This is a genomic window from Streptomyces hundungensis (assembly GCF_003627815.1).
In the GTDB taxonomy this organism is placed as follows: Bacteria; Actinomycetota; Actinomycetes; order Streptomycetales; family Streptomycetaceae; genus Streptomyces; species Streptomyces hundungensis_A.
Genome location: NZ_CP032698.1, coordinates 2,897,511 through 2,916,854 on the forward strand (window position 1 = coordinate 2,897,511; position 19,344 = coordinate 2,916,854).

Here is a 19,344-nt window from a genome sequence, read left to right on the forward strand (position 1 = left end):
CGCCCCCGAAGAGTGTGGTTCGTGTGGTTCGTGGGACTCTCATCGTATGACGCCGATCACGGAGGTGGAGGGGCGGCGGGTGGCCCTGTCGAATCTGGACAAGGTGCTGTACCCGGCCACCAGCACCACCAAGGGCGAGCTGCTGCACTACTGCGCCTCGGTCGCGGGCCCGTTCCTGGCCCAGCTCGACGATCGCCCCGTGTCGTTCCTGCGCTTCCCCGACGGTCCGGGCGGCCAGCGCTTCTTCACCAAGAATCCGCCGCCGTCCACCCCCACCTGGGTGAAGACCGCCGAGGTGCCGCGCACCGAGGACAAGGCGGCCCGCCAGGTCGTGGTGTCGGACCTCGCCACCTTGATGTGGGCCGCGAACCTGGTGGTGGAGTTCCACACCCCGCAGTGGCGGGCCGCGGCGCCGGGTCTCGCCGACCGGCTCGTGCTCGACCTCGACCCTGGGGAGCCCGCGAGCATCGTCGAGTGCTGCGCGGTGGCGCGGTGGCTGCGGGACCGGCTCGCGGCGGACGGGCTGAGCGCTTACGCCAAGACGTCGGGTTCCAAGGGGCTGCACCTGCTCTCTGCGCTGGAGCCGACCCCCTCCGCGCAGGTCTCGGCGTACGCGAAGAAGCTGGCCAGGGAGGCGGAGGCGGCGCTCGCGGGCCTGGTCACGCACAAGATGGCGAAGGCGCTGCGGCCGGGGAAGGTGTTCGTCGACTTCAGCCAGAACGCGGCCGCGAAGACGACGGCGACGCCGTACACGGTGCGCGCCAAGGACCGTCCGACGGTGTCGGCTCCGGTGTCCTGGGAGGAGGTCGAGGCGTGTACGGACCCTGCCGACCTGACGTTCCTGATCACCGACATCGCCCCCCGTCTGGAGCGGGACGGCGATCTGCTCGCGCCCCTCTTCGACCCCGCGGGGGCGGGTCGGCTGCCATGAGTGCCGAGGCGCTGCGCCCGCCGCTCGCCGTCGCCCTCGCGGAGGCGGTGGCCACGCTGCCGCGCGGGGCGGGCTGGGCGTACGAGCCGAAGTTCGACGGCCACCGGATGGTGGTGTTCCGGACCGCGGAGCGGGTGGTGCTCCAGGCCCGGTCGGGGCGGATCATCACCGCCGCCTTCCCCGATCTGGCCGATGCGGCAAGGGAGTTGGCGCCCGGCACCGTGCTGGACGGGGAGGTCGTGGTGTGGACGCAGGGGCGCACCGACTTCGCGGCGGTGCAGCGCCGGGCCGCCGCGACCCCGGCCCGCGCTCCCCTGCTGGCCCGCCGTCTGCCCGCCTCGTATGCCGCCTTCGACCTGCTCGCGCAGGCGGGCCGGGACCTGCGGGCCGAGCCGTACGAGCGGCGGCGGGCCCGCCTGGTGGAGGTGCTCGGCCCGCTGGGACCGCCGCTCCAGGCGGTGCCGATGACCACGTCGGTGGAGACGGCGCTGACCTGGTACGAGACGCTGCCGGCGAGCGGGATCGAGGGTCTTGTCGCCAAGCGTCTGAACGGCCCGTACCGGTCGGGGCACCGCGCTTGGCGCAAGGTGCGGCACACCGACACCCGGGAGGCGGTGGTCATCGGGCACACCGGCGGTCCGAACCGCCCGGCGGCGCTGGTCCTGGTGCTGCCCGGCGACGACGTGCCGGTGGTGTCGAGCCCGCTGCCGGCCGCCCTGCGCGCCGAGGCGGGCCGCGCGCTCGCGCCGCTCGCGGCCGAGGGGGGCGGCACGGCGGTGGCGGCGGGGCTCGGCGAGGTGGCGTACCGGGCGGTCGCCCCGGGGCTGCTCGCGGAGGTGGAGTGGGCGACCACGCGGCACGCGGGGGCGACGGTGCTGCGGCTGCGCGAGGCGGGCGGGGAGGCCGGGGGCTGAGCCGGGGCGGGGGGGGCAGGTCCAGGGGCGTTCAGGCGCGCAGCCAGGTCCTGCGGTCCCGGGCGGTCCAGTACAGGGACTCCACGTCGGCCGGTTTGAGGACGCCGCCGAGCCGGCCGAGGTCGGCGATCTCGGTGTCCCTCAGGACACTGACATCGGGGGCCGGGCCGCGTTCCACCCGCGCGGCGCCGACCAGGACGACGACCGCGCGCACTGCCGCCGCGAGGGCGAGGGAGGCGCGTTCGGCGTCGTGGCGGGCGGTGCGCAGCAGGGGTGACGGGGCCCCGCGGCCCACCGCGACCAGGGGGTCGGCGATCCGTACCCGGTGGCGCCGGGCGTCCAGGGCGCGCACGGTGAGCGCGCCCGCGGGGCCGATGAGCAGGTGGTGGATGGTGGCGTCGGCGGGCAGCGGCACCGAGTGCAGCACCCGCCAGCCCGCGCCGTCGAGCCGGTCGAGCGCGGCACCGGTGGCCTGTTGCGCGGCGAGTTCGCGGCGGCGCGGATCGCTCCGCAGGCGGTGGGCGCTCCCGTACCGCTCAAGCTCGGTCAGGAGTGCCTCGCCCGGCCGGTTGGGTGCGAGGTCGTCGTCGGGGTGCAGCGCGAGCCGGGCCAGGTCGGAGGGGGTCGGCACGGGCGGCGGGCCGACGAGAAGTTCCCCGACGACGTACGGGCGCAGCGCGGCGAGCACCTCGTCCCGGTGGTCGTCGAGCAGCAGCGAGACGCGTCCGGTGGCGCGGTCGTACCAGGCGGCGCTGCGCCCGTCCGGGAGGCTGACGTACAGTCGCGCCTGTCCGTGCCGGTGTACCGGTGTGACCCGCAGTCCTGCCATAGCCCCATCACCCCACCCCGACCATGGGAACAGCCCGTGCCCGTGAGGGCAATAAGTCGTGTGGGCGTCGTCACAACGCGATGGACGCAGGACGGTCATGGCCACGACACTTACGCGCGACGACAGACCAGGCATTCCGGGAGGGGAACCACTCAATGATCATCTTTGGCAGCCGCGGCTATCTCTATCAGCTCGCCATGCTCACGCTGGTGTGCGGAAACTGCGGCAATCCGTCCGCGCACTCGCTGCGCAAGTACGTCACCAAGTTCACGCTGTTCTTCGTTCCGCTGTTCCCGTTCTCGACGAAGTACCGCACGCAGTGCACGTTCTGCGGTCTTGAGCAGCAGATCACCAAGGAGCAGGCCGAGGGTCTCCTCGCGCAGCCGGTGGCGCCGCAGCAGGCGTACGGCCAGCAGCCGCAGCCGGGCCAGATGCAGGGCCAGAACCCGTACCAGCAGTAAGCACGGTCCGGGTGGGGTCCGCGCGCGGTGACGGCGTCGCCGGCTCGCGTGCGGCGGCCGTTCCCCCCGGCGCGGGAGGCGGGGGCGCCGCCGGGCTCCGGCTGAGCCGCGGCGGACGGTGAAATAGCCTGGGGTTCCCGCACGACAGGAGCACCTTGATCCGCCAGCGCCGCACCGCCCTCCTGGCACCCCTGCTGACCGCAGTGGGTGCCCTGGCGCTGTCCGGCTGCGGCGGGGCGGGACAGCTGGAGAGTTCGGGCGCGACGCCGACGGCCGTCGGGCCCATCCATCTGTGGCCGGGCCTCGCGCCGGCGACCGCGACGCCCAACGACTACGGCGAGACCGACACCGAGCAGGTGCCCGGCATCAAGGTGACCGGCGGCGACGTCCACAAGCTGAACCCGGTCGCCGTGGTGCAGGCCGAGGTGAAGGCCCATCCGAACACCTACAGCGGTGAGGACGGGCTGTACGACGAAACGGTCCGCCAGCTCGCCATGTGCAAGCAGAAACCGGCCGGCTGCCCGGTGCTCAAGCCGTACTACCGGGACCTGACCGGGGACGGCAGGGACGAGCTGATCCTCGGCATCCGGATGCCGGACCAGAACCTCGCGGTGCGCTGTTACATGCCGGCCAAGGACGGCGGTCTGATCCGCATCATGTCCACCGTCGACCAGATCATCAGTGTCGACCTGGCCGGCCGCGACGTGATCCTGCGGTCGGTCGCGACGGGCATGTCGGGATACGAGTACCGCACCGCGTGGTCCTGGGACGACCACCAGCAGGCGATGCTCCCCACCCGGGACGAGATCGTCCGCAACAAGCCGGGTGGCAAGCACCCCGCACCGACCGGCGCCGGGCAGATACCGCCGTCGCCGAAGAAGAAGCCGCCGGCGGCGAGCCAGTCGGCCACCCCCACGGCGGACGCACCATGAGACTCCCCCGGGCGCCCCGGCTGCCGCTGCCCGCCTGGACCGCGACCCTCACCTGGAAGGCCGCGGTGTTCATCACCGTGATGTGCTGCGCGCTCGCGGCCCTGCTCGGCGTCCTGGTGCATGTGTCGGTGACCCGGCAGACGGTGGGCGAGGCCCGCAACAAGGCGCTCGACCGGCTCATGGACGTCACCCGGATGTACGAGGCGGGCGAACAACTCCCGCCGGGCTCGGGCCTCGACCCGCCCCAGCTCCCCGCCTCGCTGCGCGCGCTCGCCGTCTCCGGCAGGCGCGGCACCCTGGTCGACGACGACAACGGCCGCCCCACCATGTGGGCGGCGGGCCCGGCCGACGGCAAGGCGCTGGCCGCCGAGATCGACTACACCCAGAGCGCCCGCACCATCAACGGCCTGGACAAGGCGATCCTCGGCTCGTCCATCCTCGCCATCGGCGCGACCCTGCTGGTCGGCGTCTTCGCGGTCACCCGGATCACCCGGCGGCTGCACCAGACGGCGACGGTGGCCCGCCGGATCGACGCGGGCGACCTGGACGCCCGCGTCAACGACCCCCGCACCAAGGACCCCTCGCGCCACCAGGACGAGGTGGCCACGGTGGCCGGCGCCCTGGACACGATGGCCTCCACGCTCCAGGGCAAGCTCCTGAGCGAACAGCGTTTCACCGCGGACGTGGCACACGAGCTGCGCACCCCGCTGACCGGTCTGCACGCGGCGGCCGAGCTGCTGCCGGAGGGCCGGCCCGCCGAACTCGTCCGGGACCGGGTGCGGGCGATGCGCTCGCTCACCGAGGACCTCCTGGAGATATCCCGCCTCGACGCGGGCAGCGAGACGGTCGACCTCGACCTCCAGCAGCTGGCCCCGGTGGTGGAGCGGGTGGTGCGCGGCTCCGTCGCGTCGGGCACGGCCGAGGCGGACACCACCGTGACGGTCGTGCGCGATGCCTGTGTGGAGACCGACAAGCGCCGTCTGGAGCGGGTCGTCGGCAATCTGGTGGCCAATGCCCACCGGCACGGCAAGGCCCCCGTCGAGTTGACCGTGCACGGCCCGGTGGTGACCGTTCGCGACCACGGCACCGGCTATCCGGACTATCTCCTCGACCACGGGCCGCAGCGTTTTCGCACCGACGCCGGAAGCAAGGGCCACGGGCTCGGGCTGACCATCGCGGTGGGTCAGGCCGCCGTGATCGGCGCGGAGCTGACCTTCAGCAACGCCCCGGACGGCGGAGCGGTGGCCCGGCTCGAACTCCCCGAGTACGTCGACCTGGAATCGCCCGCCGGGGAAGGCGCTCCGAACGGGGAGTGATACCTCGTCACGCTTTGCGGTCCCCAACGCGCGAATTTAGTGTGAGGCAGGCGAACTGAGGGTCGCTCACCCCGCGGCCCCGCCCCGTTCCAGGAGGCCCGATGTTCCTGCGTTCCCCCCTTGCCGCGCTCGCCCTCTGCGTCGCCACCGGCGCCGCGGCCGTCCTCGCCACCACCTCCCCCGCCGCGGCCGATCAGTCCGCGCACCAGGAGTACAAGGGCCGGGTCACCGCCAAGGGCGGCCTGATCCTGCGCGACCGGCCCACCCGGAGCAGCAGGATCGTCGGCAAGGCCCCGTACGGCTCGATCGTGCACATCTTCTGCAAGACCGGCGGCGACCGGGTCAACGGGAACGACCGCTGGTATCTGCTCACCGACGGCACCTGGGCGTGGGGCTCGGCCTACTACATCGACAACATCGGGGCCGTGCCGCGCTGGTGCTGAACCTCCGACAACGGGCCGGGTTCGCGATCGCGAACCCGGCCGCCCCGCGCCGCCGCCCGCCCGCGGCTCGGCGTGCGGGGGCGCCGGGGCCGCGTCGGCGCCCACCCCCGGAACTGGCCCCGCCCCAGCAGGTTTGACGGGCCGTCATGGATTCCGCCCGGCGCCTCGCGACATACACGGACATAAGCGCCCGACTTGCTACGTTGCCTGCCATGACCGCACCGTCGGCGGCGGACACCTTCCCGCCCGAGCTCCGCCTCCCCAAGCGGCGGGGCGTCGAACTCTTCCTGCTCGTCGGCGCCGTCGTGGTCGTGGTGCTCGGCTATGTGGCCGTCGGCCTCGCCCGCACCGGCACCCTGCCGCCCGATGCCGCGCGGTACGCGGCCGGGCTCGGCCTGCTGGCGCTGTTGACCCATCTCGTGGTCCGCTTCCGCGCCCCCTACGCCGACCCGCTGCTGCTGCCGATCGCGGTGCTGCTCAACGGGCTCGGCCTGGTGCTGATCTACCGCCTGGACCTCGCGACGCCGGGCAGCCGGGCGGCCCCCGCCCAACTGGTCTGGTCGACGCTGGGGGTGGGCCTGTTCCTCGTCGTCGTGCTGGTCCTGCGCGACCACCGGGTGCTCCAGCGCTACGCCTACCTCTCGATGGCGGCGGCCCTGGTCCTCATGCTCGTACCGATCCTGTTCCCGCCGGTCAACGGCGCCAAGATCTGGGTCAGGGCGGCCGGTCTCTCCTTCCAGCCCGCGGAGTTCGCCAAGATCCTGCTCGCCCTCTTCTTCGCCGCCCACCTCGCGGCCAACCGCAACGCGCTGGCGTACACCGGCCGCCGCGTCTGGCGGCTCCAACTCCCCACCGGGCGGGTGCTCGGCCCGATCGTGGCGGTCTGGCTGCTGAGCGTCGGCGTCCTGGTCCTCGAACGCGACCTCGGCACCTCGCTGCTCTTCTTCGGCCTCTTCGTGATCATGCTGTACGTGGCGACCGGGCGCATCGGATGGATCGCGGTGGGCCTGCTGCTGGCCTCGGCCGGCGCGGCCGCGGTCGCCCTGTTCGAACCGCATGTGCACGCCCGGGTCACCGACTGGCTGAACCCGTACGCCACCATCGAGGCGGGCCTCGGCCCCAGTCAGCTCGCCCAGTCGCTCTTCGCCTTCGCGGCCGGCGGCACCCTCGGTACGGGCCTCGGGCTCGGCCACTCGGTGCTGATCGGGTTCGCCGCCAGGTCCGACTTCATCCTGGCCACGGCCGGCGAGGAGCTCGGCCTGTCCGGGCTGACCGCGATCTTCCTGCTCTACGCGCTGCTCGTGGCCCGCGGCTATCGGGCCGGGCTCAGCCTGCCGAGCCCCTTCGGGCGGCTGTTCGCCATCGGGCTCGCCTCGATCCTGGCGCTCCAGGTGTTCGTGATCGCGGGCGGTGTGATGGGGCTGATCCCGCTCACCGGCATGGCGATGCCGTTCCTGGCGCAGGGCGGCTCGTCGGTGGTCACCAACTGGATCATCGTGGCGCTGCTCATCCGGATCAGCGACTCGGCCCGCCGGCCGCTGCCCGTGGTCGAGACGGGTGTCATCGCACGGCCCGAGGCGCCGGTGGAAGGGACGGTCAAGTGACCCGGTACATCCGGCGGGCCGCCGCCTTCTGTCTCGTACTGCTCGTGGCGCTCCTGGTCAACGCGGCCCGCGTCCAGGTCCTCCAGGCCGACGCGCTCGACGCCAACCCCGCCAACCGCCGCCTGGCCATTGCCCGTTACCACCAGCCGCGCGGCGCCATCGTGGTCGGGAACGAGAGCGTCACCGGATCCCGGGACAGCGGCCAGCAGTTGCGGTACGAGCGGACGTACAAGAACGGGCCGCTGTACGCGCCCGTGACGGGGTACGCCTCGCAGACGTACGGCACGACGCTGGTGGAGAACGCGGAGGACGCCGTCCTGTCGGGCACCTCCTCGCTCCTGTCGGTGTTCCCGCTGTGGAACGACCTCACGCGCGGGCGGCACTCCGGGGGGCGGGCCGTCACCACCGTCAACGCGTCGATGCAGCAGGCCGCGTACGCGGGCCTCGGCGGCAAGAAGGGCGCGGTCGCCGCGCTCGAACCCGCGACGGGCCGGATCCTGGCGCTGGTCAGCAGCCCCTCCTACGAACCCGGTGTGCTCTCGGGGACCGGCCGGGCGGTGGAGAGCGCCTGGTCGCGGCTGACCAAGGACGCCGACCAGCCCATGCTCAACCGGGCGATCCGGGGGACCTATCCGCCCGGCTCCGCCTTCAAGATCGTGACGGCGGCGGCCGCGCTCGACGCGGGGGTGGTCACCGACGTGGACGCGCCGACCGACACGCCCGATCCCTATGTGCTGCCGAACACGAGCACCACGCTCCCCAACGAGGCGAGCGGCTGCGGCAACGCGTCACTGACGTACGCGGTCACCGTCTCCTGCAACACGGTGATGGCGGGTCTCGGGGTGAAGGTGGGGCTGCCCCGCATGCTGGAGGCGGTACGGAAGTTCGGCTTCAACGACACGAAACTGCGGGTCCCGTCCGGGGTCGCCAAGTCGAACTTCGACACCAGGATGAGCCCCGACCAGCTGGCGCTCTCCTCCATCGGCCAGTTCGACACGACGGCCACCCCGCTCCAGATGGCGATGGTCTCGGCCGCGGTCGCCAACGGCGGGGACCTCAAGTACCCCTATCTGGTGGAGCGGACGACGACCTCGCGCGGCACCACCGTCTCCACCACCCGGCCGCGGACCTACCAGCGGGCGATGAACCCGGCGACCGCGATGCGGCTGCGGCAGATGATGATCGACGTGGTGCGGACCGGCACCGGCACCAGCGCGGCGATCCCGGGGGCGACGGTCGGCGGCAAGACCGGTACCGCACAGAACGGCGTCGGCAACATCGGCAGCCCGTACGCCTGGTTCATCTCCTGGGCGCAGGCGGACGGCGCGGTCCGCCCGGCCGTGGCGGTCGCGGTGGTCGTCGAGGACGCCTCGGCGAACCGGGGCGACATCAGCGGCGGGGGCGACGCGGCGCCGATCGCGAAGGCGGTGATGGAGGCGGCGCTGGCGGCCCGGCCATGAACGCGGGGCCGCCATGAATACGGGCCCGCCGTGAATACGGGCCCGCCGTGAATACGGGGCCGCCGTGAATTACGGGGCCGTCATGAACGCGGCCCGACGCCTGCCGCCCGGTGGGCGCCGCCGTCAGGAGGCCGCGCCCTCCTCGATCGCCCCTTCCACCTCCGCCACCCGCGCCGCCTCCTCCTCGGCGAAGCGCTCCTTGTCGAGCTGTTCGGCGATCTCCTCGTCCTGGGACATCAGAAGGTCCAGGTTGGAGTCGCCGAGGTCGAAGACGCCCATGTCCAGATAGGCCTTCTGAAGGCGCTCGCCCCACAGGCCGATGTCCTTGACGCAGGGCACGATGCGGCTGAAGAGCAGTTTGCGGAACAGGTGGAGGAACTCGCTCTCCTCGCTCAGCCGCTCGGCCTCCTTCTTCGGGATGCCGAAGTTCTCCAGGACCTCCACCCCGCGCAGCCGGTCGCGCATCAGATAGCAGCCCTCGATGACGAACTCCTCGCGCTCCTTCAACTCCGCGTCGGAGAGCTGCTGGTAGTAGTCGCGCAGCGCCATGCGGCCGAAGGCCACGTGCCGGGCCTCGTCCTGCATGACGTACGCCAGTATCTGCTTGGGCAGCGGCTTGTCCGTGGTGTCCCTGATCATGCCGAAGGCGGCGAGCGCCAGGCCCTCGATGAGGACCTGCATGCCGAGGTAGGGCATGTCCCAGCGGGAGTCGCGCAGGGTGTCGCCGAGCAGCGCCTGGAGGTTGTCGTTGACGGGGTAGAGCATGCCGAGCTTCTCGTGCAGGAAGCGGCCGTAGATCTCGGCGTGCCGGGCCTCGTCCATGGTCTGGGTGGCCGAGTAGAACTTGGCGTCCAGGTCGGGCACGGACTCCACGATGCGGGCGGCGCACACCATGGCGCCCTGCTCCCCGTGCAGGAACTGGCTGAACTGCCAGGAGGTGTAGTGCAGGCGCAGCTCGCCCTTGTCCCGGTCGGTCATCTTGGCCCAGTACGGGGTGCCGTAGAGGGTCATCGCCTCGTCCGGGGTGCCCAGCGGGTCGTGGGGGTCGACCTCCAGGGACCAGTCGATGCGCTTGGCGCCGTCCCACTGCTTGTCCTTGCCCTTCTGGTAGAGGGCGAGCAGCCGGTCACGCCCGTCGTCGTACTCCCAGCTGAAGCGTGCGGAGCCGGAGGCCGGCACCTGCCAGTGGGGTTCCTGCGGGGCCTTCACATAGAGGTCGTGCGTCGACACGTGCGGCTCCTTCGCCTCGCGGACGGCGTCGTCCGGCGACTCAACTCCTGCACACCCTTGTGCAGTTGGCAGGTTCACACGCCGGTAGACGCGGGGTCAACAAGTCGCGCACAAGGGATTGACGAGCTTGCTGACGGGGAGTCTCATAACGAGTGACTCCAGGTAACCCAGCCACGAGGTGCCCCTCGCCATGACAACCGTGACCGAACGCGAAGCGCTCCGCGACGCACTCGGCCTGCTCAGGGACCGCGAGCAGGTCGCCGAGCGGCTGCTCGAATCGTCCGCCAAGCACTCCTTCGACCCCGACAAGGAGCTGGACTGGGACGCCCCCGTCGAGGACGGGAAGTGGTTCTGGCCGCCGGAGCTCCTGTCGCTGTACGACACCCCGCTGTGGCGCCGGATGTCCGAGGACCAGCGCATGGACCTCGCCCGCCACGAGGCCGCCTCGCTCGCCTCACTCGGGATCTGGTTCGAGATCATCCTGATGCAGCTGCTCGTACGGCACATCTACGACAAGTCGCTCACCAGCAACCACGTCCGCTACGCGCTCACCGAGATAGCCGACGAGTGCCGGCACTCGATGATGTTCGCCCGCATGATCAAGAAGGGCGGGGCGCCGACGTACCGGGTGCCGCGGATCTACCACAACCTCGCGCGCGTCCTGAAGACCGTCTCCACCACCCCGGGGTCGTTCGCCGCCACCCTGCTCGGCGAGGAGATCCTGGACTGGATGCAGCGCCTGACCTTCCCGGACGACCGCATCCAGACCATCGTGCGCGGCGTCACCCGCATCCACGTGGTCGAGGAGGCCCGCCATGTCCGGTACGCACGCGAGGAGTTGAGGCGGCAGATGGTCTCCGCGCCGCGCTGGGAACGGGAGTTGACGCGCCTGAGCTGCGGTGAGGCGGCCCGCGTCTTCGCCACCTGCTTCGTCAACCCCCAGGTGTACGAGAACGTCGGCCTCGACCGGCGCGAGGCCGTCGCCCAGGTGAAGGCGAGCGGCCACCGCCGCGAGGTGATGCAGAGCGGGGCGAGCCGCCTCACCGAATTCCTCGATGACATAGGCGTGATGAACGGGGTCAGCCGGCGGCTGTGGAGGAGCTCGGGACTGCTGGCCTGACGACATAGCCACGCGGCGGAGCCGCACATAGGACGCAGCATGAACGGGGTCAGCCGGCGGCTGTGGAAGAGCTCGGGACTGCTGGCGTAAAGGCCGTTCAGGGGGATTACGCTGCCCCCATGACCTCACCCGCCGCCACCCCCGCGTACCGCAGGCTCAGCGTCGAGGAGCGCCGCACCCAGCTCCTCGGCGCGGCCCTGTCGCTCTTCGCGCACCGGGCGCCGGAGGACGTGTCGCTCGACGACGTGGCCGAGGCGGCGGGGGTCTCGCGGCCGCTGGTCTACCGCTACTTCCCGGGCGGCAAGCAGCAGTTGTACGAGGCCGCGCTGCGGTCGGCCGCCGACGAGCTGGAGCTGTGCTTCGCCGAGGCGCAGAGCGGTCCGCTCACCCAGCGGCTCACCAGGGTCCTGGACCGCTACCTCACGTTCGTCGACGAGCACGACGCCGGGTTCTCGGCGCTGCTCCAGGGCGGCAGCATGGCCGAGACGTCCCGCACGACGGCGATCGTGGACGAGGTGCGGCGGGCCGCGGCCGAGCAGATCCTGGTCCATCTGGAGGTGGCGGAGCCCGGCCCCCGGCTGCGGATGATGGTGCGCACCTGGATCGCGGCCGTCGAGGCGGCGTCCCTGATCTGGCTCGACGAGGACAAGCAGCCCCCGCTGGCCGAGCTGCGCGACTGGCTGGTGGACCATCTGGTGGCGCTGCTCACCGTCACGGCCGCCACCGACGAGCAGACCGCGGCCGCGGTGCGCGGCGCGCTCGCCCACGAGTCGGCCGAGGGCGCGGCCGGGGTGCTGGCCCGCCGGGTGATACCCGTCGTGAGCGGGGCGGGCCACCTGCTGTGAGACTTGGGGGGTGCGAAGCGAGAACACCCTCTTTGTGGGCGGCCCCCTCGACGGGCGCGTCCTGCCGGTACTGACCGGCCCGACCGGCAAACCGCCGCAGTGGTACGAGGTGCCCGTGCCCGATGCCGAGGGCGGCCCGGCGACGGTGTACGCCTACCGCCTGGAGCCTGCCTCCCACACCAAACGGCTCGGACTGCCGCGCGGCTGGAAGTACACCTATGTGCCCGAGGGCCGCGAGCCGCGCCGCTGGCCATGGACGAAGAAGGGCGGCGGCGCAAGCCCCCGCACCGGTGTGCCGCCGCACGAGTGAGCCGAATACCCCGTTCACTTCTCCCAGCACGATGGCGACCGGGACGCGTGCCACGATCCGGTGGGGGCCGGAAGGACCGGCTCCGCAACCGGAGGTGAGCACATGTCAGCTCGCGTGCGCTCGGTGTGCGCGATGGCCGTCGCGGCGGCCCTGGCGACGGCCGCGGTGGGCCCGCTCGCGGTGGCGGCGCCCCAGCCGCCCGGCGAGTCCTCCACCGTGCTGCCCGCGGGACCCGAGGCCTCGGCCTCGGCCCTGCTGACCCAGCTCCAGACGCTGTTCCGGCAGACGGAGGAGGCGACGGAGGCGTACAACGCCACCGATGTCGAGTTGAAGCGCCGCGAGGAGGAGGACAAGAAGCTCGCCGCCTCGCTGGCCACCGCCCGTTCCGCGCTCGCGCACAGTCGCGGCGAAGCGGGCCGGCTCGCCCGCGAGCAGTACCAGGGGCGCAGCGAACTCTCCACGTATCTGCGTCTGTTGCTGGCCCGGGACCCGCAGAGCGCGCTCGACCAGCGCCATGTCCTGGACCGCGCGGCCGGTGAACGGCAGGCCGCGGTGGACCGGCTGACCCACGGCGAGCAGCGGGCCGCCGACCTCGCCCGGGCGTCGCGCCAGGCCCTCGACGAGCAACAGGCGCTCGCGCGGCGACAGCGCCAGGCCAAGGACGACGTCGAACTCCGCCTCAAGGAGGTCGAGAAGCTGCTGGCCGACCTCTCGCCCGAGCAGCTCGCCGAGCTCACCCGGCTCGAGGCGCAGGGGACCGAGAAAGCCCAGGAGAGCCTGCTCGCCTCGGGCGCCCTGAGCGGAACGCGGGCCCCCTCCGCGGCGGGCGACCGGGCGCTGACCTACGCCGTCGAGCAGATCGGCAAGCCGTATGTGTGGGGCGCGGAGGGGCCGGAGTCCTACGACTGCTCGGGGCTCACCTCGCAGGCGTGGGCGCACGCGGGCCGCGCGATCCCGCGCACCAGCCAGGAGCAGTGGGCCGAGCTGCCCCGCGTCCCGCTGACCTCGCTGCGCCCCGGCGACCTGGTGATCTACTTCCCGACCGCCACCCATGTGGCGATGTATCTGGGCGACGGCCTGGTGGTGCAGGCGCCGCGCCCCGGCAGCCACGTCAAGGTGTCCCCGATCGCCGCCAATCCGCTGCTCGGCGCGGTCCGGCCGGACCCGGCGGCGGACGCGCTGTCCTCGTACCACCCCCCGAAGCTCCCCGAGGGAGCGGCGCAGGGGGTGGACACGGGGTACTCGGCCGAGTCCGGGCCCGCCTAGGCCTGGGTCTGGGTCTGGGTCTGGGCCTGGGCCTGGGCGCCCGCGACCTCGGCGAGGTAGGCGGCGGTCTTCTCCGGCTCGTAGAAGAAGTTCTCGAAGTCGGCCGGGTCGTCGAAGCCGTTGGCGAAGCGGTCCGCGGCCGGCTGGAGCTGACCGGCCGCGCCGATCAGGTTCAGGACGTGCTCCGGGGGCACCCCGAGCATGGCGTTGGTCCACTTCGTGACGTGCTGCGCGGTGTCCCAGTAACGGTCGAAGGCGGACCGCATCCACGCCTCGTCGAACTCCTTCTCGCCGTGCTCGACGATCGAGGAGAGGTACGAAGCGGCGCACTTGGACGCCGAGTTGGAGCCCTGGCCGGTGATCGGGTCGTTCGCCACGACGACGTCGGCGACGCCGAGGACCAGGCCGCCGCCGGGCAGCCGGCCGATCGGGTTGCGGACGGTCGGCGCGTAGCGGCCCGCCAACGTGCCGCCGCCGTCGGTCAGTTCGACCTTGGTGGCCCGGGCGTACTCCCACGGCAGGAACTTCTCCATGAGTTCCAGGGTGAGCGACAGGTGCTCGGCGGGGTCCGTCACGCCGTTGAAGACATCCAGCGGCCCGCCGGGCACGCCCTCCCAGAACAGGATGTCCGCGCGGCCCGAGGTGGTCAGGGTCGGCATCACGAACAGCTCGCCCACGCCGGGCACCAGGTTGCAGCGCACCGCGTCGAACTCGGGGTGTTCCGGGCGCGGGCCGAGCCCGTGCACATAGGAGACCGCGAGCGCGCGCTGCGGCTCCGTGTACGGGGAGCGCGAGGCGTCCCGGCCGAACATCGAGACGAGCTCGCCCTTGCCCGCGGAGACCAGGACCAGGTCGTAGGTGCGGGCGAAGAAGTCGAGGTCGGAGACGGCCGCGCCGTGGATGACCAACTGGCCGCCGCGCTGGGCGAAGGTCTCCATCCAGCCGGCCATCTTGACCCGCTGGTCCACGGACTGCGCGTACCCCTTGAGCTTGCCCACCCAGTCGATGGCGCGGGTGGCGTCGGGGGCGGCGACCGAGACGCCGACGCCCTCGATGCGCGGGGCCTGGGACTCCCAGAAGTTCAGCCCGAGGTCGCGCTCGTGCTGGAGCGCGGTGTGGAACATGCACTGCGTGGACATGACCCGGCCGGACCGGATCTCGTCCGCCGTGCGGTTCGACATCAGGGTGACCTCGTACCCCTGCGCCTGGAGGCCGAGGGCAAGCTGGAGGCCGGACTGGCCGGCTCCGACGATGAGTATTCTCCGCATGCGGGACCGTTCTCCGTTATGTGCGTAGCGAACCGTGGGGGGCGGGGTCTATTCGGGGCAGGCTTCGAGCGCGTGGGCCACCAGGCCCAGCAGGGACTCGATCACCGAGGCCCGGTCGCGCGCGTCCATGATCACCACCGGGATGTGCGGCGCCACCGTGAGCGCCTCGCGCACGTCCTCGGGCTCGAAGGACTCGGTGCCCTCGAAGTGGTTGACGGCCACGATGTACGGAAGCCCGCAGCTCTCGAAGTAGTCGAGCGCGGGGAAGCAGTCCGACAGGCGCCGGGTGTCGGCGAGCACGATCGCGCCGATCGCCCCGCGCACGATGTCGTCCCACATGAACCAGAACCGCTGCTGCCCGGGCGTGCCGAACACGTACAGGACGAGGTCGTCGTCGAGGGTGATGCGGCCGAAGTCCATGGCGACGGTGGTGGTCACCTTGTCCGGGGTCGCCGACAGGTCGTCGGTGGCCTCGCTGGCCTGGGTCATCACCGCCTCGGTCTGGAGCGGGGTGATCTCGGAGACCGCCGATACGAAGGTGGTCTTGCCCACGCCGAAGCCGCCCGCGACCACGACCTTGGTCGCGATGGGGGCCTTGCTGCGGTCCTGCTGCCAGGGGAGCAACTCCTCGTCGGGGACGAGAAGTTCAGAGGCGGCGGAGTCCACTGAGCACCCTTTCGAGCAGTGCGCGGTTCGGCTGACCGGGGCTGTGCCCGGTCCCGTACACACGGATTCTTCCCTGGTCGGCGAGGTCGCTGAGCAGCACGCGCACCACGCCGAGCGGCATCTTGAGCAGCGCCGATATCTCCGCGACCGTGCGCATCGCGCGGCAGATCTCCACGATGGCCAGCATCTCCGGCATGACCCGGTGGGTGCGGCCGCCGAGCTCCTTGCGCTCCGGCGGCGCCTCGATGGCCGCGACGAACGTCTCGACGAGCAGCACATGGCCGAACCGGGTGCGGCCACCGGTCAGCGAGTACGGGCGGACGCGGGCGGGCTTCTTGTCGGCGCCGCGTATCGGGAGCCGCGCGGACTTCTCGGCGGGCGGGGTCACTGGGCGGCCTCCATCGACTGGCGCAGCTCGCTGCGGACTTCGGGGGTCAGGACGTGTCCGGCGCGGCCCACGAAGAGCGCCATGTGGTAGGCCACCACGCTCATGTCGCAGTCCGGTGTGGCGTGCACACCCAGCAGCGAGCCGTCGCTGATGGACATGACGAAGACGCTGCCCTCCTCCATCGCGACCATCGTCTGCTTGACGCCGCCGCCGTCCATGAGCCGGGCGGCCCCGACCGTGAGGCTGCCGATGCCGGAGACGATGGTGGCGAGGTCGGCGCTGGAACCGCGCGGGCCCTGCTGGGCGACGGGGGTCTGGCGCTGCTCGGGGTCGGACGAGAGCAGCAGCAGTCCGTCCGAGGAGACGACGGCGACGGAGTGGATCCCCGGCACCTCCTCGACCAGGTTGCCGAGCAGCCACCGCAGATTGCGGGCCTCGGTGCTCCCTGTGATCGTGCCGGTGCCGGACGTCGTGCTGCCGGGCCTGCCGATACCGGTGCCGGTCGCACTCATCTGCGTACCTCCTCGACTGTCTCCCCCGTGTCCGTGTCTGCCTGCTGGTGGCTGTCTTCCAGTTCCGCCGCCACATCGCGGCGGCCCTCGATCGCGCCCTGCTGGAAACCGCCGAGCCTGCGGCGCAGGGCCTCGGCGGCATCGGTGCCGCCCTTGCGCTCCCGCGCCGCGGCGGAGCCCGCCTGGACGACCTTGGGGGTGCGCTTGGGAAGGCCCTTGTCCGTCAGCCGCGGTGCGGGTTCGGGGGCGGGCGTGGGTTCCGGGGCGGGTTCGGGTTCGGGTTCGGGTTCCGGCGTGGGCCCCGCGGCGGGCGTGGGTTCCGGTGCCGCGTCGTCGTGGCCGGGGGCCGGGGCCGGGGTCCGGGGGCCGGGGAGCCGCATCTCGAAGGTCGGCTCGTCGAGGCGGGGCGCGGCGGGCTCGGCCGGGGTGGCGGGCTCGGTCGGCTCGGCCGGCTCGGCCGGCTCGGCCTGGGTGCCGGCTTCGGCCGGTTCGGCGGCCTCGGTCGGTTCCGGCGGGGCCGGCCTGGCCATCTCGCCCGAGCGTTCCGTACGCTCCGGCAGCACATTGGAGTTGGCCTCGGCGAGCGCGCCTGGCAGCGTGAAGCGCGGGGCGTCGTCCGGGGCCGTCATCAGGTGCGGCATCGCCTCCGGCGGGGCGGCGGGCAGGATCGCCTGGGGCAGCACCACGACCGCCGCGACGCCGCCCTGCTTCTGCTCCCGCAGCTCGATCCGCACCCCGTGCCGGTGCGCGAGCAGCGCCGAGACGTGCAGCCCGAGACCGCCGGAGTCGGTGCCGGGCTCACCCGGTTCGTACGACGAGGGGTCGGCCAGGCGACGGTTCAGCTCGGCACGCCGCTCGGGCGGCACGCCGATGCCCTCGTCCTGGACCGAGAGCATGATGTCGCCGCCCTCCAACTGCCAGCCGGAGAGCTGCACTTGGGCCTCGGGAGGCGAGAAGGAGGTGGCGTTCTCCAGGAGCTCGGCGACGAGGTGGCTCAGGTCGTCGGCGGCGAATCCGGCGACCTGGGCGTGTGGCGGCAGGGCCTGGATGACGACGCGCTCGTACCGCTCGATCTCGCTGACCGCGGCCCGCATGACGTCGACGAGCGGGACCGGTCCCGGGTGGTTGTGGTGGTGCTCGGTGCCGGCCAGGACCAGCAGGTTCTCGCCGTGGCGCCGGATCACGGTGGCCAGGTGGTCGAGCTTGAACAACACCCCGAGCTGGTCCGGGTCCTGTTCGCGCTCCTCGAGGCCCTCGATCACGGAGAGCTGGCGCTCGATCAGGCCGAGGCTGCGCAGCCCCAGATTGACGAAGGCGTGCTTGACGGTGCCGTGGGCGCGTTCGAGCTCGTCGGTCAACTCCCGCACCCGGGACCGCAGTTCGTCCTTCTCGGCGGCGAGGCGGGCGAGGCGGCCGCGCTGCTTGGCGAGGTCCGCGTCGAGCTCGGCGGCCCGCGCGTGGCGCTCGCCGAACTTCTCGTGCAGCTCGTTGAGGGACCGTACGACCCGGGCGAACTCGTCGTTGCGGCCGGTGAAGCGCACCGGCTCCGCGCTCTCGGGGGCCTCGGCGAGCCGGGCCGAGCCGCGCCGCAGCACGGCGAGCGGCCGGGTCAGGCTGCGGGCGGTGGCGGCGCTGACGCCGATGGCGAGCAGCAGCAGCGCGCCGATGAGGCCGACCCGGATCTCCAGGGCGCTCACGTCGTCGTCGCGCAGCTGCTCGAACCGCTTGACCTCGGCCGTGGCGAGTGCCGCCTCGGCACCCCGCATGCGGTCGATCCGGGCGGAGAGGGCGGCGTCCACCGCGTCCGGGTCGGACTTGCGCTCGGCCGCGCTGAGTTGGGGCTGGTCGGTGAGGCGGGTGAGGAAGCCGTCGGCGGCCTCGACCTCGGGGCCGGTGACGGTGGTGGCCACCTTGTCGCGGGCGTCGGCCCCGGCGGCCTGGTCGAAGTCGGCGAGCGCGGCCTGTTCCCGCACGTGCGCCTGTTGGGCGGCGGTGCTCAGCGCGTCCCGCGCCCGGCCCGCGTCGCCGTCGTCCTTCTCCTTCTGTACGTACTTGCCGGTGAGGGGGTCAAAGACCCGGGAGGTCTGGCCCGCCGGCACCGAGAGCGCGCCGAGCAGCAGCCCGCGGGTGGCCGAGGCCTGCTCGGCGGCGCGACCCAGCGCGCCCGGCGCCCGGACCGCCTCGGCGGCGCGCGGGGGCGTGCGGTCGGCGAGCTCGTCGGCGACGGCGAGCAGCGTGGCGATCACGTCGGAGTACGCCTTCTGCGCCTCCAGGGCGGTGCCCTTGCCGGTGAGCGCGGTGCGGCGCAGGGCGGGCACGGTGGCGAGGTCGCGCGCGAGGCCGGCGGGGGCGGTGGCGCGCAGCTCGTCGATCTTGCGGTCGACCCGGGCGGCGGGCTCCTTGAGGGCCGCGTCCTTGCCGGCGGGCCGGCCCGACGCGACGTAGCGCGTCACGCCGTCCCGTTCGTCACCCAGGGCGTGGGCGAGGCTGATCGCCTGCTGGTCGAGCTGGGCGAGGGTGACCAGGTGCTGGGAGTCCGTGAGGTCCGCGGAGGCCGCGAACAGGGTGGGCGCACCGGCTCCGAGCACGGTGAGGGAGACAACGGCGACGGAGACGACCAGACGGCTCCGCACCCGTACGGTGCGCTGTGCGCGTGTGTCGTCGTTGCCCCGAGGCCGCTTGTTCTGCACCGGTGCTCTCAATCTTCACTCGTGTTTGCCAGTCCACCAAGGAAGCCAAGGTGACGACTGGTCATGACGAGTAGTCACTGCTCGGCCACCTGAACGAGTGAACATCACTTCGGAGTTGACCATCAACTCCCCCGGAATGTCCGGCCCCGCTCCGGTGAA

The 19,344-nt window shown here is 72.3% G+C and carries 19 protein-coding genes; 12 read left to right on the forward strand and 7 right to left on the reverse strand.

Features of this window, described 5'->3' with window-relative positions:
• Positions 1 to 46: 46 nt before the first annotated feature.
• Both ligD and DWB77_RS12815 read left to right on the forward strand, forming a co-directional pair.
• Positions 47 to 931 carry a non-homologous end-joining DNA ligase gene (gene ligD / locus DWB77_RS12810; protein ID WP_120721393.1) on the forward strand — a complete coding sequence of 295 codons (885 nt, stop codon included), beginning with the start codon at positions 47 to 49 and terminating at the stop codon, positions 929 to 931.
• Positions 928 to 1,845 (forward strand): ATP-dependent DNA ligase, encoded by a 918-nt coding sequence (locus tag DWB77_RS12815; protein WP_120721394.1) that lies wholly within the window; start codon positions 928 to 930, stop codon positions 1,843 to 1,845. Before ligD ends, DWB77_RS12815 begins: the two co-directional genes overlap by 4 nt.
• Positions 1,846 to 1,876: 31 nt before the next feature.
• Here DWB77_RS12815 and DWB77_RS12820 read toward each other — a convergent pair whose 3' ends face one another.
• Complete coding sequence (locus tag DWB77_RS12820; protein ID WP_120721395.1) at positions 1,877 to 2,674, reverse strand: NERD domain-containing protein; 798 nt, start codon at positions 2,672 to 2,674, stop codon at positions 1,877 to 1,879.
• 155 nt (positions 2,675 to 2,829) lie between these two features.
• Here DWB77_RS12820 and DWB77_RS12825 point away from each other — a divergent pair, with 155 nt between their 5' ends.
• The 6 genes from DWB77_RS12825 to DWB77_RS12850 all read left to right on the forward strand — a co-directional run bounded on the left by DWB77_RS12825 (position 2,830) and on the right by DWB77_RS12850 (position 8,890).
• Complete coding sequence (locus DWB77_RS12825; RefSeq protein ID WP_120721396.1) at positions 2,830 to 3,135, forward strand: zinc-ribbon domain-containing protein; 306 nt, start codon at positions 2,830 to 2,832, stop codon at positions 3,133 to 3,135.
• 158 nt (positions 3,136 to 3,293) lie between these two features.
• Positions 3,294 to 4,067, forward strand: coding sequence for a hypothetical protein (locus tag DWB77_RS12830; RefSeq protein WP_246033852.1), 774 nt, complete (start codon positions 3,294 to 3,296; stop codon positions 4,065 to 4,067).
• The gene (locus DWB77_RS12835) at positions 4,064 to 5,383 is read left to right on the forward strand and encodes a sensor histidine kinase (RefSeq protein WP_120721398.1); all 1,320 of its coding nucleotides are present in this window, start codon (positions 4,064 to 4,066) and stop codon (positions 5,381 to 5,383) included. The genes DWB77_RS12830 and DWB77_RS12835 overlap by 4 nt, the downstream gene beginning before the upstream one ends.
• 101 nt (positions 5,384 to 5,484) lie before the next feature.
• A complete protein-coding gene (locus tag DWB77_RS12840) occupies positions 5,485 to 5,826 on the forward strand; it encodes an SH3 domain-containing protein (protein WP_120721399.1) in 342 nt (113 codons plus the stop codon).
• Positions 5,827 to 6,038: 212 nt separating this feature from the next.
• On the forward strand, positions 6,039 to 7,430 hold the full coding sequence (locus DWB77_RS12845; RefSeq protein ID WP_120721400.1) for an FtsW/RodA/SpoVE family cell cycle protein: 1,392 nt from the start codon (positions 6,039 to 6,041) through the stop codon (positions 7,428 to 7,430).
• Positions 7,427 to 8,890, forward strand: a complete 1,464-nt coding sequence (locus DWB77_RS12850) for a penicillin-binding transpeptidase domain-containing protein (protein WP_120721401.1) — start codon at positions 7,427 to 7,429, stop codon at positions 8,888 to 8,890. The genes DWB77_RS12845 and DWB77_RS12850 overlap by 4 nt, the downstream gene beginning before the upstream one ends.
• Before the next feature lie 123 nt (positions 8,891 to 9,013).
• On the opposite strand, the gene DWB77_RS12855 is transcribed toward DWB77_RS12850, so the two are convergent.
• Complete coding sequence (locus DWB77_RS12855) at positions 9,014 to 10,120, reverse strand: ferritin-like domain-containing protein (protein WP_120721402.1); 1,107 nt, start codon at positions 10,118 to 10,120, stop codon at positions 9,014 to 9,016.
• A 190-nt stretch (positions 10,121 to 10,310) separates the two neighbouring features.
• On the opposite strand from DWB77_RS12855, the gene DWB77_RS12860 reads away from it, so the two are divergent.
• The 4 genes from DWB77_RS12860 (at position 10,311) to DWB77_RS12875 (ending at position 13,661) form a co-directional block, all read left to right on the forward strand.
• Positions 10,311 to 11,240: an AurF N-oxygenase family protein gene (locus DWB77_RS12860; RefSeq protein ID WP_120721403.1), complete on the forward strand. Its 930-nt coding sequence runs from the start codon at positions 10,311 to 10,313 to the stop codon at positions 11,238 to 11,240.
• A gap of 119 nt (positions 11,241 to 11,359) precedes the next feature.
• Positions 11,360 to 12,085 carry a TetR/AcrR family transcriptional regulator gene (locus DWB77_RS12865; RefSeq protein ID WP_120721404.1) on the forward strand — a complete coding sequence of 242 codons (726 nt, stop codon included), beginning with the start codon at positions 11,360 to 11,362 and terminating at the stop codon, positions 12,083 to 12,085.
• A 10-nt stretch (positions 12,086 to 12,095) separates the two neighbouring features.
• A complete protein-coding gene (locus DWB77_RS12870) occupies positions 12,096 to 12,395 on the forward strand; it encodes a hypothetical protein (RefSeq protein WP_120721405.1) in 300 nt (99 codons plus the stop codon).
• A 102-nt stretch (positions 12,396 to 12,497) separates the two neighbouring features.
• Positions 12,498 to 13,661, forward strand: a complete 1,164-nt coding sequence (locus DWB77_RS12875) for a C40 family peptidase (protein ID WP_120721406.1) — start codon at positions 12,498 to 12,500, stop codon at positions 13,659 to 13,661.
• Here the strand turns inward: DWB77_RS12875 and DWB77_RS12880 are convergent.
• The 5 genes from DWB77_RS12880 to DWB77_RS12900 are packed head-to-tail and all read right to left on the reverse strand — an operon-like array spanning position 13,658 to position 19,185.
• Positions 13,658 to 14,929, reverse strand: coding sequence for a styrene monooxygenase/indole monooxygenase family protein (locus DWB77_RS12880; RefSeq protein ID WP_120721407.1), 1,272 nt, complete (start codon positions 14,927 to 14,929; stop codon positions 13,658 to 13,660). The two genes, DWB77_RS12875 and DWB77_RS12880, sit on opposite strands and share 4 nt — an antisense overlap.
• Before the next feature lie 48 nt (positions 14,930 to 14,977).
• Entirely contained in the window at positions 14,978 to 15,595 is a 618-nt protein-coding gene (locus tag DWB77_RS12885; RefSeq protein ID WP_120721408.1) for a GTP-binding protein, read from the reverse strand.
• A complete protein-coding gene (locus DWB77_RS12890; protein ID WP_120721409.1) occupies positions 15,576 to 15,983 on the reverse strand; it encodes a DUF742 domain-containing protein in 408 nt (135 codons plus the stop codon). Before DWB77_RS12890 ends, DWB77_RS12885 begins: the two co-directional genes overlap by 20 nt.
• Positions 15,980 to 16,495: a roadblock/LC7 domain-containing protein gene (locus DWB77_RS12895; RefSeq protein ID WP_120721410.1), complete on the reverse strand. Its 516-nt coding sequence runs from the start codon at positions 16,493 to 16,495 to the stop codon at positions 15,980 to 15,982. Before DWB77_RS12895 ends, DWB77_RS12890 begins: the two co-directional genes overlap by 4 nt.
• Positions 16,492 to 19,185, reverse strand: coding sequence for a sensor histidine kinase (locus tag DWB77_RS12900; protein ID WP_246033514.1), 2,694 nt, complete (start codon positions 19,183 to 19,185; stop codon positions 16,492 to 16,494). Before DWB77_RS12900 ends, DWB77_RS12895 begins: the two co-directional genes overlap by 4 nt.
• Positions 19,186 to 19,344 lie beyond the last annotated feature (159 nt).

Coding starts and splice junctions, on each gene's coding strand:
- DWB77_RS12860 (WP_120721403.1), top strand. CDS start 10,311: ATGACAACCGTGACCGAACGCGAAGCGCTCCGCGACGCACTCGGCCTG.
- DWB77_RS12840 (WP_120721399.1), top strand. CDS start 5,485: ATGTTCCTGCGTTCCCCCCTTGCCGCGCTCGCCCTCTGCGTCGCCACC.
- DWB77_RS12825 (WP_120721396.1), top strand. CDS start 2,830: ATGATCATCTTTGGCAGCCGCGGCTATCTCTATCAGCTCGCCATGCTC.
- DWB77_RS12865 (WP_120721404.1), top strand. CDS start 11,360: ATGACCTCACCCGCCGCCACCCCCGCGTACCGCAGGCTCAGCGTCGAG.
- DWB77_RS12895 (WP_120721410.1), bottom strand. CDS start 16,495: ATGAGTGCGACCGGCACCGGTATCGGCAGGCCCGGCAGCACGACGTCC.
- DWB77_RS12875 (WP_120721406.1), top strand. CDS start 12,498: ATGTCAGCTCGCGTGCGCTCGGTGTGCGCGATGGCCGTCGCGGCGGCC.
- ligD (WP_120721393.1), top strand. CDS start 47: ATGACGCCGATCACGGAGGTGGAGGGGCGGCGGGTGGCCCTGTCGAAT.
- DWB77_RS12820 (WP_120721395.1), bottom strand. CDS start 2,674: ATGGCAGGACTGCGGGTCACACCGGTACACCGGCACGGACAGGCGCGA.
- DWB77_RS12880 (WP_120721407.1), bottom strand. CDS start 14,929: ATGCGGAGAATACTCATCGTCGGAGCCGGCCAGTCCGGCCTCCAGCTT.
- DWB77_RS12835 (WP_120721398.1), top strand. CDS start 4,064: ATGAGACTCCCCCGGGCGCCCCGGCTGCCGCTGCCCGCCTGGACCGCG.
- DWB77_RS12845 (WP_120721400.1), top strand. CDS start 6,039: ATGACCGCACCGTCGGCGGCGGACACCTTCCCGCCCGAGCTCCGCCTC.
- DWB77_RS12815 (WP_120721394.1), top strand. CDS start 928: ATGAGTGCCGAGGCGCTGCGCCCGCCGCTCGCCGTCGCCCTCGCGGAG.